The sequence below is a fragment of the Chryseobacterium sp. genome (assembly GCF_008014695.1).
In the GTDB taxonomy this organism is placed as follows: Bacteria; Bacteroidota; Bacteroidia; order Flavobacteriales; family Weeksellaceae; genus Kaistella.
In genome coordinates this window covers 865,055-885,239 of record NZ_VOXE01000001.1, presented here as the reverse complement: position 1 = coordinate 885,239, position 20,185 = coordinate 865,055, and the positions used below count along the sequence as shown (strand labels likewise).

Genomic DNA, 20,185 nt, shown 5'->3' with positions numbered 1-20,185 from the left:
TAACCTTCTAGCCTCTTAACCCTGACCTCACCCTCTTCCTGGAACACTTTGGTGTTATTTGCTGAATAATTCTTATTTTTGTACAAACTCAGATTTTATGGAAACCACCTATATCGAAACCCAGCAGATTTCTTTTCAGGATTTTAAGAACAATATTGTAGAAGATTACAGACTGGGACGGATTTCCCGCGAGATGTCCTATCTGGGCAGAAGAGAGGTTCTGACCGGTAAAGCGAAGTTCGGGATTTTCGGCGACGGAAAGGAACTTCCCCAGTTGGCGATGGCGAAAGTCTTCAAAAACGGTGATTTCCGCTCCGGCTATTACCGCGACCAGACGTTTGCAATGGCGATCGGTGCCGTAACCGTGGAAAGTTTCTTTGCGCAGCTCTATGCCGATACGAGCGTGGAGCGTGAACCGGCTTCTGCCGGCCGCCAGATGAACGGGCATTATGCCACACGCAGTCTGAATGAAGACGGCTCCTGGAAAAACCTCATGGAGCAGAAAAACATTTCCTCTGATATTTCCCCGACTGCAGGTCAGATGCCGAGACTTTTGGGTCTGGCGCAGGCTTCCAAAATATACAAATCCGTAAAGTTTGAAGGGTCAGAAAAATTCTCCGATAATGGGAATGAAGTGGCGTTTGGAACCATCGGTGATGCCTCTACCGCGGAAGGGCATTTCTGGGAAACTTTGAATGCCGCCTGTGCGCTTCAGGTGCCGATGATCGTTTCGATTTGGGACGATGGGTACGGGATTTCGGTTCCGACCCAGAACCAGCGTGCAAAAGCCGACATTTCTGAAATGCTTTCCGGCTTCCAGAGAAAGGAAGGCGAAAACCAAGGCTGTGAGATCATTCAGGTGAAAGCCTGGGATTATCCGTCGCTGCTGGATGCCTATGCGAGAGCAGAACATTTTGCCAGGACCGAAAGCGTTCCGGTGGTCGTGCATGTTGTGGAAGTTACGCAGCCGCAGGGTCACTCTACCTCAGGTTCTCACGAAAGATATAAGAATGAGGACCGCCTGAAATTTGAAGGCGACTTCGACGGCCTGCACAAATTCAGGGAGTGGATCCTGAATTATTCCATCGAGATTGAAGAAAATGAAGAACAGCTGGCCACCGCTGAAGAACTGGATAAAATAGAGGAAGAAGCGAAAAAATACGTGAAGGAAGGCCAGAAAAAAGCCTGGGAAAATTATCAGAAGACCATTCAGGATCTGAAAAATACCGTGTTGCCTTTGGTGGAAAATCTCAAATCCCAGAATGCAGACATTGCTGCGGAGATGGAAAAATTCAGCAAAGTAGTGGCTCCCGCAAAAAGGGACCTCTTCCATTTGATAAGAAAATCACTCTTCCTCACGAGAGGCACCGATTCCAGTGAAAGAAAACAGCTCCAGAATAGGTTCACTGAACTTTTCGCGGTTGAAAAAGACAATTATTCCTCCCATTTATACTCCCAGTCGGCTTTAAAGGCGACGAATGTCAAAGAGGTGATGCCGGTCTTTTCCGACGCTTCAGAAACCGTTGACGGAAGGGTAGTGGTAAGGAACAATTTCGATAAGATATTCAGCAAATATCCCGAAACCCTTGTTTTTGGCGAAGATGCCGGAAATATTGGCGACGTAAACCAGGGACTGGAAGGCCTTCAGGAAAAATACGGCGAACTCAGGATTGCCGATACCGGGATCCGTGAAGCCACCATTCTCGGTCAGGGAATTGGAATGGCGATGCGCGGTTTAAGGCCGATCGCCGAAATCCAGTATCTCGACTATATTTTATACTGCATTCAGGGCATGAGCGACGACCTTGCCACGGTTCAGTACCGCACAAAAGGCGGACAGAAAGCACCGGTCATCATCCGGACCCGCGGTCATAGGCTTGAAGGGGTTTGGCATTCAGGCTCTCCAATGGCAGGGATCATCAACCTTTCCAAAGGGATTTTGGTTCTTGTGCCGAGAAATCTGACAAAAGCGGCAGGATTTTACAACACGATGCTCCAGAGCGACGAACCGGCCCTGATTGTGGAATGTCTGAACGGTTACCGCCTCAAGGAAAAACAGCCGGACAATCTGGGTGAATTCACCGTTCCGGTCGGAAAAATTGAAGTAACGAAAGAAGGAACCGACGTCACCCTCGTGACCTATGGCTCTACGTGGAGACTCGTCATGGAAGCCGCGGAGGAACTGGAAAAAATCGGCATTTCTGCGGAAGTGATCGATGTACAGTCTCTCATTCCGTTCGATTTATCCAGCGAAATCGCGGAAAGCGTTAAGAAAACGAACCGTTTGGTCGTGATCGACGAAGATGTGGAAGGCGGAACTTCAGCCTTTATCCTTCAGCAGATCCTGGAAAAACAGAAAGCCTTCAGATACCTCGATTCCGACCCGCTCACGATCTGTGCAGAAAACCACCGTCCGGCCTACGCCAGCGATGGCGATTATTTCAGCAAACCAAGTGTGGATGATATGGTGGAGAAAGTCTACGCTTTGTTCAATGAGATCAACCCGGCGAAATTTCCAAACATATAAAGAATTTAAGACTATAAAAAAACTGCTCCATAGTATGGGGCAGTTTTTTTATTCATTTAAATAGTGGAATTGCTGTAAAAATCACTCCTAAATCGCTCTAAAGAATTTGTTTTAAAGGATATTGCCTGAAATAAGATGTTGTACCACGGTTACCGTAATTATCTGTTATGGTTTATTCGTTTTTTTATTCCAAATTTTTTCCAAGATCATTTTTGTTTTAGCAGAATTATAAAAGGCAAATATTCTTTTCATATTTTTCGCATTCATTTCACCAGCGATTAATTCGCAGTTCGCAATTGTAAACTTTGCATCAATACTTTTGTCCTTGGAAATTACATGGAAATGTGGCGGATCATGATCATTTGAGTAAATAATGATGTTTAAATCATTAATACGTGCGACTTTTTCCTTGATTTCTAGGCCAGGAATACTAACCATGGCATCTATCTGTGCTTCGCTATATGACCAATAAATATTAACTAACTCAGTTAAAACATTACTAAAAAAATCTTCTTGTGTCATTAGTATTTACATTGAAGTTTTGCGAATATTGCGATTCTCTGAACTCGATTTATAGGCGTGCTTTTCATAGAATTGCATATAACGGTATTCCTGTTGGAGGTATTTTCATAATGAGGCTTTGTAAATAACAAATCAATTAGAGGAATCTATATGTAACATTCAACCCTGCTGAAATAAATATTTACAAAAGTTATTTTACTCAATTTCATCATGTCTTTTTGATTTAAATTTCAAAAACAAAAAAGTAATAAGAAATGTGATTGTGGGAATTAAGAATATTATTAAGTTTATTTTAAACTCATTTCCTCGGTAAGAAATTTTACTTATAATCAGCAAAGTTGCAATTATCGAGAGGGAAGATAACCCGGCTAATATCAATTTTTTTTTAAGATTGATTTTTAGAGCAGTGATAAGGATAAGCAGGATAATTACCAATAGACCTTCCCAAAACAGGATATATAAAGCTTCTTGTCCGTGAGCAGAAACAATAACTGGAATAATAAAAAGTGTTATTAAAAGTAACCTTCGTTCGCGGCTCATTGTGGTTATAATTTCTGCTGAATTCAAATATACACATATTCTGCTACGCAAATCGTAATTTCCCTCGCTGCCTCACAAAAATCGCAGATTCAGCAGAGCTAAAAGCAGATCCTGGAAAAACAGAAAGCCTTCAGATGCCTCGATTCCGACCCGCTCACGATCTGTGCAGAAAACCACCGGCCGGCCTACGCCAGCGACGGCGATTATTTCAGCAAACCGAGTGTGGATGATATGGTGGAGAAGGTTTACGCGTTATTCAATGAAATCAATCCTACGAAATTTCCTAAGATTTAAAATAATTTGATGCTTTTTATTAGAGCGTTAAAATCAATAGGAGCGGGCTTTAGCCCGCTCTTTCTTTATGTAATAATACAAAACACATTACTGGTCTCTTTTCGCCCCATTTTACAGATGACCTCAAAAAAACCGACCTTGAATCGCTTTAAAAGTAAGCCGCAGTTTTTTGCCTATTCAGATTTTATAGGAGGGTCATTTTTCCTGCCTCTTTTATTTATTTTCTGATATGCTCTTCTTTGTTTAGTGATTTCATACAGGACGATTCCCGTAGAAGTAGCAAGATTTAGACTTTCCACGATTCCGTACATTTCAATACTTACACAGGCATCGCTTCGCTCGATTAATAAATCGCTTACGCCACGGGATTCATTCCCAAACCAAACCGCAAGCCTTTTTTGAGTAAAATCTCCTTCCTGAAGTATGACGTTGGTTTTTCCTTTTATGTGTGGGGAAGTTACAATAGATGTAAATTTATTTTTTTCAAGGTGGTCCAAACATTCTTCAGTACTTTTGAATTGTTTTACAAAAGTCCATTTAACTGCAGATACCGAAGTTTTTAATAATGATTTTGTTTCTCGAATCGCATCCCAGGTTGGTGGATTTGTATTTCTGCTATTAACGATGTAAAGTTTTTCAACTCCAAGCGCATTGATATTTCGAATCACCGTTCCAATATTTTTTGGATCGGAAGGTTCTTCTAAAACAGCAATTAAATTTTTGCATCTGCCGTCCTTGATTTCGTCAGCTTTTTTTCTTAAGCCACTCTTTGAGATAATACTTTCCATGTTCGAGATGATATGGTTTAAAATTACTCCTAATCCCAAATATAAACAAATTCTCCAACGCTAATCGTAATTTCCCCCTGCTTTCCGCACGAATTTGCAGATTCGGCGCGGCCAAATCTTTAATTTAGCCCACTGATTAAAGTTAAAATTCAAATATCGCGCGGAAGCGTCGCAGTAGTTTAATTTGGCTTGTATTCGATGTTTTTAAGTTCAGTGAAACCGTCCAATTTGCATTCGTAAAGATCATCAAAATTAAAAGCCAAATCAAATTTATATTGGTGATTTTTCAGCAATGTTTCTCCTTGATAGGTTTCAAAAATATTTACTGTGTAAGTTTTTGATTTTCTCGGCCTTAAAAGTTGAGTTTTCTCCTGCCTGAAAAAATCGATGTCAGCATAATTAAAATTTAGCGGCACAAATTCATTGCTCTTTTCGTCGTAAACAAATGCATTTAAAATCTGCATTTTATAAGCATGGTAATTTCTTAAAATCTTCGCTTTTTTATTGCCCGTATTGTTTACAGTCAGATAAATTTTGCCATCAAGATTTAGTTCAGAAACATCTGCCGTAATTTTTAATTCACATTCCTTACTTTGAGCAATACAGGTGGAGAACAACACCAATAAAAAGAATAGTGCGATTCTCTGAACTTGATTTGTAGGCGTACATTTCATAGAATTATATATAACGGTATTTCTGTTGGAAGGCAGTTTCAAATGCTGAAAATACGATGGTGGGGGCCACGCGAAGGATTCGTGCGGGGTTCAACGGGCTTTGATCTCGTGTCCTGCGGACAAGACGAAAGCTTAGTTATTACCTGTAGTTTTACTTGAATTTGTTTGTTGTAATTCTTCCAATTTCTTCATCTTTACTTCCAAACCAATATTTGTCAGTGAAGATCCAATATTCATTTGGGTTTTGAGAATCACGAAATACTTTTATATTAAAATTGTTGTCTGGATTAACAAGTTTGAGTTTCATTTCATTCGATGTTCCTGAATGATGTGGGGAATATTCTTTAATTTTTATTAGTTCAACCTTTAATTCATCAGATGTAAAAATTCCAAAGTTTTTGTCAGTTTGTACAATTTGAGTTTTTGGGCTTTCTAAAATTCTAATAAATTCATTTCTAATCTCATTTAGAATTATAGATTGTAATAAAACTAAAATTAACCCAACAATAAATAACTGACCAATTAAAATGAAGCCTATAATTTGAATTTTTTTTGAATTTATTTTCAAACTCTTTAAAACGTTGGAAGATAAAAGCAAAACAATACCAATAAATGCTACTCCAAAACAAAAAGGAAAAGGGAATCTAAAAAATGAATATATTCTCTCAAGTGCTTCAATCATAGAATTACGGCTAACTTGTATATAGGTCTTATCCTCAAACAACTACCGCCCATTTGGTAGGAATTTGTTTGCTTTTTGTAAGATTTATTTCTGTCACTAAGATATCTTTTTTTCTTTATATCGTAAATAAACTTTCCTCCGCTTCCGCACGTGTGGCCATACTAAAATCGAAACACACCAAAAATCAAATATCCGGAAAACCAAGATGTCATCCTGAAGTCCTTGTTCGTTCGCGTAATCTACAGCACTGCTGTAGCCTTTTATTTTATTCCCATATTGAAATTGAATTCCAATATATTCCCATTTGTCCTCTTTGATTCATTTCTTCGGAATTAATATGATCTGGCATTTCATTTTTTCTTTCACGAATGGCTTTATCAATACCAGGTAATCCTTCATATTTTTTGAACACCCAATCCCAGTCCAAATAGTACTCAAGCATCCATTTTAATTCATTATCAACTTTACCAGCAAGAATTTTATCGTTTAAGATGGAGATTATCTTTTGTTCGGAATCTTTACTCAATTCAGAAATACCGCTTAACCACAATGGTTCTGCAAGAGAATACCACTGAATAAATAATCCTCGTTTTAACGCTTCATTTTCTGAATGGGCAAGTTGGGAATATTGAGCATGAATCCGTTTATACTGTTCTGGTATTCCAGAATTCAAGACAAAATGCTCCTTGTATTCAATTGTCCCTTCCAATAAAGTTACTTTTGAGTGCAATTCAATCTCTTTATCTGCCAATTCTTTTAATTTCATCTTCTGTAAGGCTTTTGTATAACGTTTCTCGGTTTTGCGTTAGTTGCCAGGAGGGGAGCAGCGTACTATCTGCTAAGATAGAAATTATGATGAAAACTAACCCTGCTGCCGCACGATTGCATCGTGTGGCCATAAATCGTCAAAAACAAAAACCTCTCTTAAATCGCTTAAAAGAGGTTGTTTTCTATAGGGTTTAAACCTAACGCCGGAAAATTAGGGTTATGCAACGCTTACCCATGTTAGTTGAAGTTTTTGGCTTTTTGGAATGTTTCGATAAATTCTTTAGATTCTCCACCAATTTTATACTCAAAATTTAGATAACCTGTTACATAATCTACATTTTCTGATTTGGCCGCTAAAAAATGTTGGAAATAATAAATTACAATTTCAGTTGAAATTTCGTCATATTTAAATCCCTCTGTAAAAACATCCAAAAATTTGAAAAATAAATCTTTATTCTCAATCAAAGAATCACTAATATCTTTAATTGTTTTCATTTTAAAGTATGCGAATCTTTCAATAATTTCTTCTAAGTTATCAATATAATTAATGTATTTCCAACCTAATTTATTTTCAAGAAAATTTCTTGCCTCAATTAAAATTTCATTTTCTGCATTAAATTTTCTTAAGCTAGTTTTATCAATACTTACATTTTGAGGTTCTGATAAAATTAATTCTGAAACTTCTTCTTCGTAAATTGACAATTCTTGTTTTAATCTGTCAAATTCTTTATCTGCTGTTTCAAGTAATGCTGATAATCTATTGAAATTTCTTTTATACTGGTCTGGGATTTGAGTTTTACCTTTATATCCTAAATCATGCTCTATTTCAGCCCAAGCATGCTGTAAAATTGATCTAATTTGTATCTCACATTTTAAATCTTTGTATTTAGAATATTCTGTTAAATTCGCTCTTTCATCATTCAATGAGATAACTAAATGCAAAGAACGGTATCCAAATTGGTCATTATTTAATTCTCTTTTATCAATTGAATTTATTTCATCAATTTTAAATTCTTTTCTTACTAATTTTTCAATTAAATTTACTTCACTTTCAAGATGTGAAATAATTCTTATGCCTACTAAATCAGTAATGTCAGTTAACGTATTATACTTACCAACTTTTTTATCAATTTTCTTCGATAGACTTTGTATATCTTTTACTCTACTATTAAGATTGTGTATGATTATCCCGTCTTGACGTAATAAATCGGTAATCAGATTTTTTAATCTATCACAGAATAAATTGTAAATTGAATTATTTTCGTGAAAATCTCTTATTATTTGTGCTTTCATAAAATTTGGCTAACGTTCCGCCACTTGGCGTCAGTTGCGGCTTTTTTAATAATTTGTTCTAAGATAAGCAAAATTTCAACTTAGTAATTTCCGGCTAAGAAAAACTAAACCAGCCATTACGCCAAACGGCTGTTGTGTGCAGTTTTTTATTCTAGAATTCCATATGAGGTGCGTTCTCCGTCTAAATCATAAATGTTAAAATCTGTTCTTCCGTTCATAATTCCATAAGATATTCTTTCCCCTTTTAAATTGTAAACTGAGAAATTTTCTGGACCATTAAAAATTCCATACGCTATATAATTTCCATTGCTACCATATAAGGTAAATCTTTCGGGTTCAGTCATACTGCCATAGGAAATACGATGTGCATCTAAATTATATATATTAAACCTATCATTTTCTTTCATAACTTTTAAATTCTTCTACGTTTTCCCTTATTAGAAAAAATGGTTAATTCAAAAATCTTATAAATTATTTCTGTTGTTCCATATCCGCCCCATTCGTCAAATTCTAAATTCTCATTTTCATTAAAGTATTTTAAGTAAAGTCTTGGGTTACCTTTATAGAAATCTAAAAATAGATAAGATGTATAATCGTATATCCCTAAATCAGCAAATTCATTTAATACAGATGCATTCCAAACAGTACATTGACCAGTCTTTGATTCGTAACCAGACATATCAAATCTTTTATGTTGTTTACGTTCAGTTTCCGACTGTCTGATTGAGCCTGCAGTACCTTCATCGAAACTCAATCTTTTTCGGATAAAGTCCATTATTTCATCTTTTGTTTTAACTTTTAGTTCTTCTGCTGTCATAATTTAGGTTTTAGTTATTGTTAAGTTCTGAAAATTGCACACAACTAGTATATATGCCTCCTCCTGTCAGTCCTATCCCCTGTTTTTGTAGGGATAGGTCTGATAAAAGTCAGACCTATTTACTTGCACTAATATATCATTTATATTTAATAAGTCATTGTACTGGTTTTTTATTAGCAGCAGACTCCTCCACATGAAATTCCAAGCTTGAATAGGTTGCTGCAAAACTCCCGGGAAATACCATTGCCAATCATGACAATCTGACAGAAAAAAGCCAGAATGAAAAACACAGTTTTGATACGGAAACCATACGGGAACCATACGGAAACGATACGAGATCCGCAGTGGTGAAATAAATGTCAGAATGTCATTTTTTACACTTCTGATCCTGCACCACTTAAAATCTTAGCCCGCTTTTTGCTCCTCATCCTTTAAATTCCAGCCTTATGAAAAACCTTTTGCTCGCCGCTTCAATCGCATTGGTGGCTGCTTCCTGTAACAAAACGGAGCCTAAAACATCCGGAAATCCGCCCCAACAACACCATGAAACCGAAACCAAAAACGAAATGGTCGCCCTTATGGCCAACATGATGGACGAAATGCACCGCGCAACCCCCACCGGAAATACCGATGCAGATTTCTCAAAAATGATGATCGAACATCACAAAGGCGCCATGGAAATGTCGGAACTGCTTCTGGAACAAGGAAAAGATAAGGAACTCAGAACCTTTGCAAAGAAAGTTATTGATGCGCAGAACGCCGAGATCGGGTTGATGAAAAAGTTTGCAGACCGGAAGGAAACCTCCGCTGATCATAAGGCCTTTCAGCAGGACCTTAACCGTTCGATGTCCGCAATGATGGATAAAAACATTCCCGTTCACAACGATATCGATCGGGATTATGCCCAGCAGATGATTCCCCACCATCAGAGCGCGGTCGACATGGCCAAAGTCTACCTGGAATACGGCAAAGAACAGGAGCTGCTGAAACTCTGCAGTGCAATTGTCAAAACCCAGACTGCCGAAATCGAGTCCCTGAAAGACTGGCTTGCCCGAAATGAGAATCTCTGACGGCTGTACTTATACCGTTCGGATTTTTTCCGTAAATTCGCCTTAAATTTTTTAACACATGAACTACGATATTATTGTCATCGGAAGTGGTCCCGGTGGATATGTAACGGCCATCAGAGCCGCTCAGTTAGGTTTCAAAACCGCCATCATCGAAAAGGAAAATCTGGGCGGCATCTGCCTGAACTGGGGCTGTATCCCGACCAAAGCGTTGCTGAAGTCTGCGCACGTATTCAATTATTTAAAACATACCGAAGATTACGGCCTGAACAGGATCGAAAATCCGGGCTTCGATTTCACGAAAGTCATTCAGAGAAGTAGAGGGGTGGCCACCAAAATGAGCGGCGGGATTTCCTTCCTCATGAAGAAAAACAAGATCGATGTGATCATGGGAACAGCCAAAATCCAGAAAGGCAAAAAGGTTTCCGTAACCGATAAGGACGGAAAAAACACCGAATATTCAGCAGAACACATCATCATCGCGACAGGTGCGAGATCCAGAGAATTGCCTAACCTTCCTCAGGACGGTGTAAAAGTGATCGGATACCGCCAGGCGCTCGCGCTTCCGGAACTGCCAAAATCCATGATCGTAGTGGGTTCAGGCGCCATCGGCGTTGAGTTCGCAGATTTCTACAATTCCATGGGAACCAAGGTGACTGTCGTGGAATTCATGCCAAACATCGTTCCGGTAGAAGACGAAGAGGTTTCAAAACACCTTGAGAAATCCCTAAAGAAATCCGGAATCGAAATCATGACCAACGCTTCTGTGGAATCGGTCGATACTTCCGGAGCAGGCGTAAAAGCTTCTGTGAAGACAGCGACCGGAAACATCACCCTCGAAGCGGATATCCTGCTTTCCGCAGTGGGAATTGCTGCCAATATCGAAGGGCAGGGTTTTGAAGAAGTCGGCATTCAGACGGATAAAGGAAGAGTACTGGTGAACGAATGGTACGAAACTTCGGTTCCGGGCTATTACGCGATCGGCGATATTTTACCGACCCAGGCTTTGGCACACGTTGCTTCAGCAGAAGGAATTACCTGTGTGGAGAAAATAAAAGGACTTCATGTCGAGAAAATCGATTACGGAAATATTCCGGGATGTACCTACTGTCATCCGGAGGTTGCTTCTGTAGGTTTAACCGAAAAGCAGGCAAAAGAAAAAGGCTACGAGATCAAGGTAGGGAAATTTCCGCTTTCCGCGAGCGGAAAAGCAACGGCGAATGGTAATACCGACGGTTTTGTGAAAGTAATTTTCGATGCCAAATACGGCGAATGGCTCGGCTGTCATATGGTGGGCGAAGGTGTTACGGATATGATCGCAGAAGCGGTTGTGGCGAGAAAATTGGAGACAACCGGCCACGAGATCATCAAATCCATTCACCCGCACCCGACGGTTTCCGAAGCGATTATGGAAGCTGCTGCTGCTGCTTACGGTGAAGTGATTCATATTTAGAACTCAACTTATCGATACGAATCTTACGTTCAAACTGCCCCGAAAGAGTTAGTCACTTTTTAGGGGCAGTTTTTTGTGGGTAAGGTCTTCTTATTTTAACTCTGTAATCTCTATCTTTCTAAATGATCTATTATTAAAAATACAGATGCAGCGAGAATAAGCAGAATAATAAAGTACGTAAATACCTTGGACTGTTTCGAAGTAATGTTGCTGTAGATAAAAATACCCAGCGACAGCGCCAGGAAGAGGAGTTTCAAATAAAGTCCGTTCACTATAAAAACAATCGTCCCAAAGGCGATAATTAAGAAAGTGAGAATCACAGACTTGGCATCGGTGGATTTTTCTTTTGCTGTATTCACAGGTCTTAAGGTTTGGGTTAGCACAAGCAGTCTTCGGTCTTTGGGGCTTTATCAAATATAGAAATTTAATTTAGCGCGAACAAAGATTTAACAATATCAGCTGTTCTTAAATAAAAGTCAGTTAATCCAGCTTCTTCTGGATGGCCGCAGCTGAAAGGCCGTGAATCAGCACCGATAGTACAATCACCATCGCAGTCACCTGAATCAGTTCCGTGGAATTGGGAAAATCGGTCTGCGCAAAAGCATACATCAGGTAGAAAATAGAACCAACGCCGCGAATCCCATAGAAAGAGAGCGCAAATTTCTCAAATGGCGAAAGGTCGGTTCCCTGCAGGGCAAGCCAGCCACTTATTGGCCTGATCACCAACAGTACAGCCAACGCGGTAAGAATGGTGTTCAAATTCCACAACTCATCAATGGTCGCACACACATAGATCCCAATAATGATGAAGAGAAAAGTGACAAAAATCCTTTCTATTTCCTCGGTAAAATCATGAAGCTTGTCCATGTGTTTCGCTTTCCGTTCGCTGTTGCTGAAAGCACAGGCTGCCACGAAAACGGCAATAAAACCGTAACCGCCCAGAATTTCCGTGAGTCCGTATGGCAGAAGTGTCAGAGCGAGGGACAGGATTCCACGGCTGATGACGGAATGGTGACTTTCTGCGGTGACTTTAAAAATCAGTTTGTAGAGCGCCCAACCTACCACAAACCCGACAACGCTGCCGGCTGCAATTTTGTACAGGACTTCCATATAGAACCATTCGCCAATCCATTGGGTATAATCAAGACCTTTGGCTGCGAGAAAAATCGCAAAGTACGTGAACGGAAAAGCCAGTCCGTCATTCATTCCGGCTTCTGAAGTGAGTCCGAGGCGGATTTTGGAAAAATCTTTTTTGCTGGGCCGGCTGGTTTGAAGATCTGAGGCAAGTACGGGATCGGTTGGGGAAATAAGCGCACCAAAAAGAACGGCCGCCGCCGGAGCAAGACCGAGAAGCCACCAACCTGCATAGGCAGCGCCCACAATTGTAAGCGGCATGGTGATGAGCAGAAGTCTCAGGGAATATTTCCAGGTTCGCCAAGCGAATGGTTCTTTGATCTTCAATCCTGCATTGGTGAGTGCCACGAGAACAACAAACTCCGAGACGCGCCGGATAATGTCGGAATGCTGCATAATATCGAAATCGGTGTATGCTCTTCCTGTTAAAGCAATAAGAATCCCGATGATCAGATACAGAATAGGGGGTGTTATCTGTTTTTTTCGGAACACGTTGGGAATGACTGCAGCCAGCAAAGTAATGACTCCGGCAGCGAGCAGGTAATAATTGTAAGCATCGTGAACAAGTAATTCTTTCATCGTAAGGGTAGATTGAATGGATAAGTGAAGCACCCTTCACTGGACGCCGAATTGTAATTCCTCTCTCCCTAACAAAAACCGTGCGGTTCTCTCATCTCCTTTGCTTTTTGTACAATTTATAAGATGAGGGCTTATGGGAAGCGAATTTTGGTGACGATGAGTCCGCCGAAATCATGTTCTTTATTTAAAATGCTGATTAACTTTAAGCAGTTCAAAGTATCAGCCAATAATCCTTCTATATAATTTATTACAAAAGCGACAATAAATAACCGATGACGGAACCCCCTAAAACTACAAAAGCGCTGTTGAGTTTCCGGTATCCAAATGCGACGGCAATACTTAAAACGGCAATCAGAACAGTGCGCCAATCGGTAATCGTTTCTTTCCCCATTTCATAACATACTGCTGCGATGATGGCAACAGAGGCCACATTTACGGCATCCAGAAAAGCAGAGAACAGTTTTGAACTGCGCATTTTCTTGACGAGAGGGTTGAGCAGCGCCACAAATACAAATGATGGCAGAAATATAGCGACTGTGGAGACGGCTGCTCCTGCAAAACCGTTGATCTGATAACCGATAAAAGTGACCGAAGAAAAAACGGGTCCCGGCGTGAACTGTCCGACTGCGATGGCATCGATGAGTTGTTGACGTGTTAAAATTCCTCTTGATACCAATTCAGTGTCGAGAAATGCAAACAGAACATAGCCGCTTCCGTAAAGAATGGAACCAATCTTTAGGAAAATCCAGAACAGGTTGGCGTTCGTGGCGGAAAGCAGGGTAGTGTTGGTGATCTGCAGCAGCGATAATGGAAGAAAACTGTTAAGGCTGTTATGCTTACTGTTCCGAGTATAAGCCAAAAGCAACGCAAAAAAACCCGCTCCAAACATCAGCCAGATTTCGTTGATCTTCAGTAAAGAACCGACCAAAACAAGCATTCCGATGAGGATCAGTTCTGTGGACTTCAAGGATTTTTTTGCCAGCGGAAAAACCGCACCGAGAATGATGGCGATAATGGCGGGTTTGATACCGTACAAAAATGGCTGCACTTCAGGAACCTGGCCAAACTGCTTGTAGAGATAAGCAAAAATACCTGTGATGAAAACGGCAGGGAGAATAAAACACAAACCTGCAATGATCAAACCTTTCCAGCCACCTTTTTCGTGACCAATATGGATGGCCATTTCGGTACTGTTGGGACCGGGAATTAAATTCGTAGCGCCCATCAGATCCAGAAAATGCTGTTCGGTGATCCACTGCCGTTTCTGCACCACCTCTTCGCGCAACATGGCAATATGAGCAGCAGGCCCGCCGAAACCGATGATGCCGAGTTTCAGAAAAAGCCCGGCGATGTCTTTTAACCCTGCCTTATGCTCCATTTTTGTCAGAATTCTCCTTTTTTACAATGTCTGAAAGGCTTGAAATGATACAGTATATCGAACTTAACTAACCGTTATTCCGCCTCACTGTTGAAATTCACGGTATCGTAGAGGTCTTTCCTGCGGTCGCTCATGGTGCGAACGGCGCCGTAATGGTGCAGTTCCTTGAGCAGATTGAGGTCAACATCCACAATTAAAGTGGTTTCGGTATTGGCTGTGGCTTCCCCTTTAATGGCATTGGAAGGAAATGCAAAATCAGAAGGGGTGAAAACCGCCGCCTGACCAAACTGAATGTCCATGTTGTTCACACCCGGTAAATTTCCTACACAACCTGCAATCGCCACATAACATTCGTTTTCAATCGCTCTTGCCGCAGCACAGTGGCGGACGCGCGTATAGGCATTTTGGGTATCTGTCAAATAAGGGACGAACAGAATCTTCATTCCCTGATCGGCTAAAATCCGCGGAAGTTCCGGGAATTCAACATCATAACAGATGACAAGTCCTACTTTTCCACAGTCGGTATCAATCACTTTAATCTCATTTCCGCCTTTCATTCCGTAATACTTTCTCTCGTTCGGCGTAATGTGGATTTTGCGGTGTTCATCAATCTTACCGTCGCGGTGGAGCAGGTAACTGATGTTATACAGTTCGCCGTTTTCTACAATCGGCATGCTTCCGGCGATGATGTTGATGTTGTAGCTGATGGCAAATTCCGAGAGTTTGTTTTTGATTTCTTCAGTGAGCTCGGCCAGTTTAAACATACTCTCCCTTTCAGAAAGATGGTTGAAAGGAGCGAGTAAAGGCGTATTGAACAGTTCGGGAAACATGATGAAATCTGATTTGTAGTCAGCCATTACATTCACAAAGAATTCCACCTGTTCGTAAAATGCCCCGATGTTTTTAAAATGCCGCATCTGCCACTGAACCAATCCCAGACGAATGACAGAATCCTGCATCGTATTGGGTTTTTTGCTGTAATAGATATTATTCCACTGAAGCAGTACGGCATTCTCTTCGGAGTGCAAATCTTCCGGCAGATAATTTTTAAGGATCCGTACCGGCAGAAAGCTGTTCGCCAGCTGGAAACTCAGTACAGAATCGTAAATTTCCTTGTTTCTTACCTTCTGGATATATTCTCCCGGCGAAAGTTCCGCGCTGTGGAGGTGATAATTCGGAATTCTGCCGCCCACCATAATGGATTTCAGGTTCAGCGTTTCGCAAAGTTCTTTTCTTACGTCGTAAAGTCTTCTGGCAAGACGGAGTTTTCGGTATTCGGGATCTACAAAAACCTCAATTCCGTAAAGGACATCGCCCGTATCGGAATGCGTGTTGAAAGTGTAATTTCCTGTAATTTCTTTGTAGGTATGCTCGTCACCGTATAATTTGTACTGAACGATGATCGCGAGCGAAACAGCCGCAATTTTACCGTCTACCGTAATGCAGGTCTGCCCCGCAGGGAAAATACGCAGCAGTTTCTGGATGCTTTTTTTGGACCAGATGCTTTCAGACATTGTGGGATATGCTTTATGCATCGTCTCCTTCAGTTCTTCGTAATCTTCTATGGCCAGTTTTCGGATATCAATCTGCATCTGTTTGTATATTTCGTTTAGTAATATTTAATTTTTGCAAAGATAAGAAGCAAATGCTGAATTCCATCAACTCCTCAAAGATTGATTATTCTGCAAATTCCTTCGGTTCATCAAACTCCTCACCGGAGATCTTTGTCACAAACATCGCCGCCACTGTATCACCAGTCGCATTTAAAACAGTTGCCAGAGGATCGACCAAAGTCCCGATGATCATGACCGCCGGAATGGCTTCTACCGGAAGCTGATACACCGAAATCATGAGCATTTCTCCGATATAACCGCCGTTCGGGATGCCACCCGCAACAATACTCACGAAAACGGTGATTCCTATAGCCAGCAGCAGGTTCATCGGATCAAAAAAATCCCGTCCGATAATCAAAAATGCGACATAAATTTTAATAATCGACGACATGGAAGAGCCGTTTTTGTGCAGCGTACTTCCAATCGGGATCACAATATTGGCAATCGCATCCGGTAAACCGATTTTTGCCGCTGCCTGAAGGTTTGCGGGCATCGTGGCGAAACTGGAACAGGTGGAAATTGCGGTAAGACTCGGATAGATATTGTTTTTCCAGAATTTTCTGATGCCGTCTTTCCCTTTTGCCATAAACGCATACAGCGTAAAAAACACAAAGAAATAGACGGTTCCTGCCGCGTAATAGAGTCCGAGTGGTTTTGCATAAAACCCAAAAAGCTGAGGACCCACTGTGGCAACCTGATACGCAAAATAGGCACCTAAACCGATAGGGGCTGCTTTCATTACGATAAGAAGAAGTTCCTTCATCACTTCATATCCCGAAGTGAGAAATAACGTGAAATGTTTTCCGGCTTCGCCGGTTTTTCGCGCCGCGATTCCGGTTAGGAAAGCGAAAATAAGCAAAGCCAGCATGTTTTTCCGGGAGAAGAGTTCTGTGAATTCGCCGACGGTGAAAAAGCTTACAATACGGTCACCCCACGAATCCTCAGCGCCTGTTTGCGGGATTTCTTCAGGAGTTGAAGGCAGTGCTTCAGTAGGGAAGAACCAGACCGCCGCGATCGTAAACAGTGCTGCAATAATGATGAAGAGCAGAAAAGTGAGAATCATGGAGAAAATGATTTTCCCGAATTTCGACTGCTGTTCCAGCGACGCGATGGAGTTTGATACCGCAAAAAACACGAGCGGAACTACACTCACAAAAAGAAGGTTCAGGAAAATATCGCCCAACGGTTTCAGATAGGTGACCACCTGCGGAAAAAAGATGCCGATAATGCTTCCTACGATGATTCCGGTGAGGAGGAGAATGATGCCCGAGTAGTTTTTTAAGACTTCCTTCATGATTGCAGATTTTGGCAAAGATACAGGTAAAAGATTTTCACCGGTTATTTAAACCGTCCATTGGTCGTTTACGATGGCGATGAGGTAATATTTCCCTTCATATTCCTCAAAAACGAGACGGAGCGCTTTCCAGTCCATGTCGCTGTATTTCTGCGACCCAGCAATATAGTTTTCGGTGAAATCGGCTTCAGGGTATATTTCCTTTAAATTGTTGAGAGAGTTGCCGGTTCCTTTAAAGGTATTGAGGTGATATTCCGATTGTGTAAAATCCCTTTTGAACACCCATGTTTCGAGATAATCTTTCAGAGGAAGTACCAGAATGTCTCCGCTGCCGTCTTTTTCTCCCCATGTGAATTTTGTTCGGGTCGAAATGTATCTTACAAAATCTTCACGGGAAAAATGTTTGTCTTTTTCCGGTCTCACATACGCGTACATCGAAAATCGGACGCCTTTTACCGGATGAATGAAAGCGGAAAACTGCTCATAATCTTTTGCTTTTAAAGACTGAATAATTTCACGGCTCAGCTTTTCCAGCGTTTCCTCTTTACTCAGCTTTGGTGTTACCGCAACAAGCGCTGTATCAGTTTTACTTACGATAACGCCTTCTTTCTGCACTCCAGATGTTTTGCTTTTTTCTTTGGCGCAGGCGGATAAACAAATTGCCATGAGTACGTAAATAATGTTTTTCATCATAATTTATTTTAGGTGAACATCTATTCCCAGTATGAAATTTCTCTTTGCGGCCGGATTGTAAAAACGGTTTCCAAACGCATTGATGTCGTAACCCAGACTGTAGGAGGTATCGTATAGATTCTGGACGCTGAGTTTGAAATCAGCATCAAACCTAAAGAATTTTACAGGATAACTGAAAGAAACATTTCCAATGAATGACGGTTTGTCGGTAACGGTATTGGAATCATTCAGCGGCGTTGAGGAACTGTAAAAATCAGTAAGATCAACCTGAAGTTTATTGAAAAACTCCAGATTGACCAGACTTTGGAGCGAAACGGAAGGCACACCGGTAAGCCTGTTACCGGAAAAGTCCGCGCCGCCTTTTACGTAATCTTTAAATTGGAAATCATAGAGATTTCCTGCAAAATAGAGTTTTACACTGTTGAAGACAGGGGAGTTGAGGTTCACTTTCCGGCTTTCCACAATAAATTCAATTCCACGCTGCACGGTTTCGCCGGCGTTGACGAAATATTCCTCTCCGCTTATATTTTCCCTTCTTACAATCGCATTTTTGAGTTGGAAATCGAAAAGGCTGACTTCTGTAAAGAGCAAACTGCCCCACTGTTTTCTCAGTCCGAATTCGGTGTTCCAGCCGTATTCCGGATTCAGACCGGTATTGATCTCCTGCGCCGAAGAACGGATTTCCTCCGTTGTTGGAGCAGAATTTCCTTTACTGAGTTTCCCACGCACGGTAAATCCTTTTCCTAAAAGGTAAGAGATGCCCAAACCGGGCAGAAAATCATTTCTGAATTTTCGGGCTCCTACCTCCGGATTCGGCAAAATGCTTTCCCAGTGGTAATTCATCATATTTAAACTTCCGGAAATGTCGATGAAGAGGCGGTTTCCGTATTCTGCTTTTTGGGAGAGGAAGATAAACCCGCTTTTCGTGCTGATGTCATCGAAGTTCTGCGGATCTGCTGGTCTTCCTGAATTATTGTCGAAATTTCTGATGATTCCTTTCGATAAAGCGCCTTCAAAACCGAGTCTGGTCTGATAGAAAGACTTTTCAAAGGTTTTTTCAAAATTCAAATGAGTACGGACTGCAAAATTGTTTTCATACCGCTTCTCGTAATTGGTAATAAAGGGATTTCTGAAATCGGTATAGCTTCCCTGGACTGCAATGAAATGGCTGAAATCTTCATCAAAGCTGAAAAAATTCGACAGCCCTGTAAATACTGTTTTGTTATAAATTCCTGCTCTTTGTTCTTCGGCACCAGGAGAAGTTTTGGTTCCGGGTCTTGCCTGGCGCGGATCGGCCTTCATCTGTTCAAAAGTAAGTCCACCCGGCGTTTCATAATGCAGATCTGTGAACAGAAGCATCATCTGCATCTGGCTTTTTTCAGAATAAGTAAAACGGTCATTCAGAAAAATAAACTTCCTTTCCAAAGCAGCCTGAGTTCGGTAAGAATCCGTGGTTTCGTAACTGCTGTAAGCCTGAAAAAAATGGTTGTTCAGATTCTGCGCATAATGAAATTTTCCTTTGAAATGTTGATAGCTTCCTCCCGACAAACCGAAACTTTTGATTTCCCTGCTATTGGTTTTAAGCAAAGCCGTGCCGCCTGTTGCAGCACCGAAATCGCCGCCTTCGGGACCTTTATAGATTTCCATCTGGCTGATGATTTCCGGATCAATGATATTCAGGTAGGTATTTCCTGTCGCATCTGTAAGGGTAAAATCATCCAGATACACTTTCACATTCCGGACGCCGAAAGGGGAACGAAGGGTGCTGCCGCGAACCGAAAGCCTGTAACTTCCGGGTGAGCGCTCTTCCATTTTGCTTCCGGGCAAAAGATTAAAGGATTCAAGCAACCTGTCGGATGCGTTCTGTTCAAGAAAATCTGAACCGGCCACTGAGACCGATTTTGTTGAGGTGATGAATTGTGCAGGCTTGCGGTAAGCATCGATGCTGACCTCAGAAATTAAAGATGCAGAATCTTTTACCTGCGCGCTCAGGAAAAAGCAGGAGATTAAAGAAAAAAAAGAAAATAATCTGACATTCATCCTGTAAAATACGGGCTAAAATAGAACAT

Annotated in this window: 19 protein-coding genes and 1 pseudogene; 4 read left to right on the top strand and 16 right to left on the bottom strand. The window is 41.1% G+C overall.

Annotated elements, in window-relative coordinates; translation table 11 throughout:
• Window positions 1-97 precede the first annotated feature (97 nt).
• Window positions 98-2,527, top strand: coding sequence for a thiamine pyrophosphate-dependent enzyme (locus tag FUA25_RS04215; RefSeq protein ID WP_147755629.1), 2,430 nt, complete (start codon window positions 98-100; stop codon window positions 2,525-2,527).
• 165 nt (window positions 2,528-2,692) lie between these two features.
• Here the strand turns inward: FUA25_RS04215 and FUA25_RS04210 are convergent, their stop codons facing one another.
• A complete protein-coding gene (locus tag FUA25_RS04210) occupies window positions 2,693-3,049 on the bottom strand; it encodes a DUF4160 domain-containing protein (RefSeq protein ID WP_147755628.1) in 357 nt (118 codons plus the stop codon).
• A 195-nt stretch (window positions 3,050-3,244) separates the two neighbouring features.
• Entirely contained in the window at window positions 3,245-3,589 is a 345-nt protein-coding gene (locus tag FUA25_RS04205) for a hypothetical protein (RefSeq protein WP_147755627.1), read from the bottom strand.
• A 102-nt stretch (window positions 3,590-3,691) separates the two neighbouring features.
• On the opposite strand from FUA25_RS04205, the pseudogene FUA25_RS13435 reads away from it, so the two are divergent.
• Window positions 3,692-3,883 (top strand): annotated as a pseudogene (locus FUA25_RS13435) (hypothetical protein); the annotation flags it as partial.
• Window positions 3,884-4,056: 173 nt separating this feature from the next.
• Here the strand turns inward: FUA25_RS13435 and FUA25_RS04200 are convergent.
• The 7 genes from FUA25_RS04200 to FUA25_RS04170 form a co-directional block, all read right to left on the bottom strand.
• On the bottom strand, window positions 4,057-4,671 hold the full coding sequence (locus FUA25_RS04200) for a TrmH family RNA methyltransferase (protein WP_147755626.1): 615 nt from the start codon (window positions 4,669-4,671) through the stop codon (window positions 4,057-4,059).
• A gap of 179 nt (window positions 4,672-4,850) precedes the next feature.
• Window positions 4,851-5,345, bottom strand: coding sequence for a hypothetical protein (locus tag FUA25_RS04195; RefSeq protein ID WP_147755625.1), 495 nt, complete (start codon window positions 5,343-5,345; stop codon window positions 4,851-4,853).
• Between the two features lie 151 nt (window positions 5,346-5,496).
• Complete coding sequence (locus FUA25_RS04190) at window positions 5,497-6,027, bottom strand: hypothetical protein (RefSeq protein WP_147755624.1); 531 nt, start codon at window positions 6,025-6,027, stop codon at window positions 5,497-5,499.
• Window positions 6,028-6,292: 265 nt separating this feature from the next.
• Window positions 6,293-6,793, bottom strand: coding sequence for a hypothetical protein (locus FUA25_RS04185; RefSeq protein ID WP_147755623.1), 501 nt, complete (start codon window positions 6,791-6,793; stop codon window positions 6,293-6,295).
• Between the two features lie 239 nt (window positions 6,794-7,032).
• Window positions 7,033-8,088 carry a GTP pyrophosphokinase family protein gene (locus tag FUA25_RS04180; RefSeq protein ID WP_147755622.1) on the bottom strand — a complete coding sequence of 352 codons (1,056 nt, stop codon included), beginning with the start codon at window positions 8,086-8,088 and terminating at the stop codon, window positions 7,033-7,035.
• Window positions 8,089-8,234: 146 nt separating this feature from the next.
• Window positions 8,235-8,495 (bottom strand): hypothetical protein, encoded by a 261-nt coding sequence (locus tag FUA25_RS04175; RefSeq protein WP_147755621.1) that lies wholly within the window; start codon window positions 8,493-8,495, stop codon window positions 8,235-8,237.
• A 5-nt stretch (window positions 8,496-8,500) separates the two neighbouring features.
• Window positions 8,501-8,905 carry a hypothetical protein gene (locus tag FUA25_RS04170; RefSeq protein WP_147755620.1) on the bottom strand — a complete coding sequence of 135 codons (405 nt, stop codon included), beginning with the start codon at window positions 8,903-8,905 and terminating at the stop codon, window positions 8,501-8,503.
• A 446-nt stretch (window positions 8,906-9,351) separates the two neighbouring features.
• Here FUA25_RS04170 and FUA25_RS04165 point away from each other — a divergent pair, with 446 nt between their 5' ends.
• Both FUA25_RS04165 and lpdA read left to right on the top strand, forming a co-directional pair.
• Complete coding sequence (locus tag FUA25_RS04165) at window positions 9,352-9,975, top strand: DUF305 domain-containing protein (protein WP_147755619.1); 624 nt, start codon at window positions 9,352-9,354, stop codon at window positions 9,973-9,975.
• Window positions 9,976-10,033: 58 nt separating this feature from the next.
• Entirely contained in the window at window positions 10,034-11,425 is a 1,392-nt protein-coding gene (lpdA, locus tag FUA25_RS04160; protein ID WP_147755618.1) for a dihydrolipoyl dehydrogenase, read from the top strand.
• A 110-nt stretch (window positions 11,426-11,535) separates the two neighbouring features.
• On the opposite strand, the gene FUA25_RS04155 is transcribed toward lpdA, so the two are convergent.
• From FUA25_RS04155 to FUA25_RS04125, 7 genes are all read right to left on the bottom strand, one after another.
• Window positions 11,536-11,784 (bottom strand): hypothetical protein, encoded by a 249-nt coding sequence (locus tag FUA25_RS04155; RefSeq protein ID WP_147755617.1) that lies wholly within the window; start codon window positions 11,782-11,784, stop codon window positions 11,536-11,538.
• Window positions 11,785-11,905: 121 nt separating this feature from the next.
• Window positions 11,906-13,138: a cation:proton antiporter gene (locus FUA25_RS04150; protein WP_147755616.1), complete on the bottom strand. Its 1,233-nt coding sequence runs from the start codon at window positions 13,136-13,138 to the stop codon at window positions 11,906-11,908.
• Between the two features lie 247 nt (window positions 13,139-13,385).
• Window positions 13,386-14,516, bottom strand: coding sequence for a chromate efflux transporter (gene chrA / locus FUA25_RS04145; RefSeq protein WP_147755615.1), 1,131 nt, complete (start codon window positions 14,514-14,516; stop codon window positions 13,386-13,388).
• Window positions 14,517-14,590: 74 nt separating this feature from the next.
• Complete coding sequence (locus FUA25_RS04140) at window positions 14,591-16,108, bottom strand: carbon-nitrogen hydrolase family protein (protein WP_147755614.1); 1,518 nt, start codon at window positions 16,106-16,108, stop codon at window positions 14,591-14,593.
• Window positions 16,109-16,193: 85 nt separating this feature from the next.
• Complete coding sequence (locus tag FUA25_RS04135) at window positions 16,194-17,423, bottom strand: dicarboxylate/amino acid:cation symporter (protein WP_147755613.1); 1,230 nt, start codon at window positions 17,421-17,423, stop codon at window positions 16,194-16,196.
• A gap of 48 nt (window positions 17,424-17,471) precedes the next feature.
• Window positions 17,472-18,116, bottom strand: coding sequence for a hypothetical protein (locus FUA25_RS04130; protein WP_228411638.1), 645 nt, complete (start codon window positions 18,114-18,116; stop codon window positions 17,472-17,474).
• 3 nt (window positions 18,117-18,119) lie between these two features.
• Window positions 18,120-20,156, bottom strand: a complete 2,037-nt coding sequence (locus FUA25_RS04125) for a TonB-dependent receptor (RefSeq protein WP_147755612.1) — start codon at window positions 20,154-20,156, stop codon at window positions 18,120-18,122.
• Window positions 20,157-20,185: the final 29 nt, after the last annotated feature.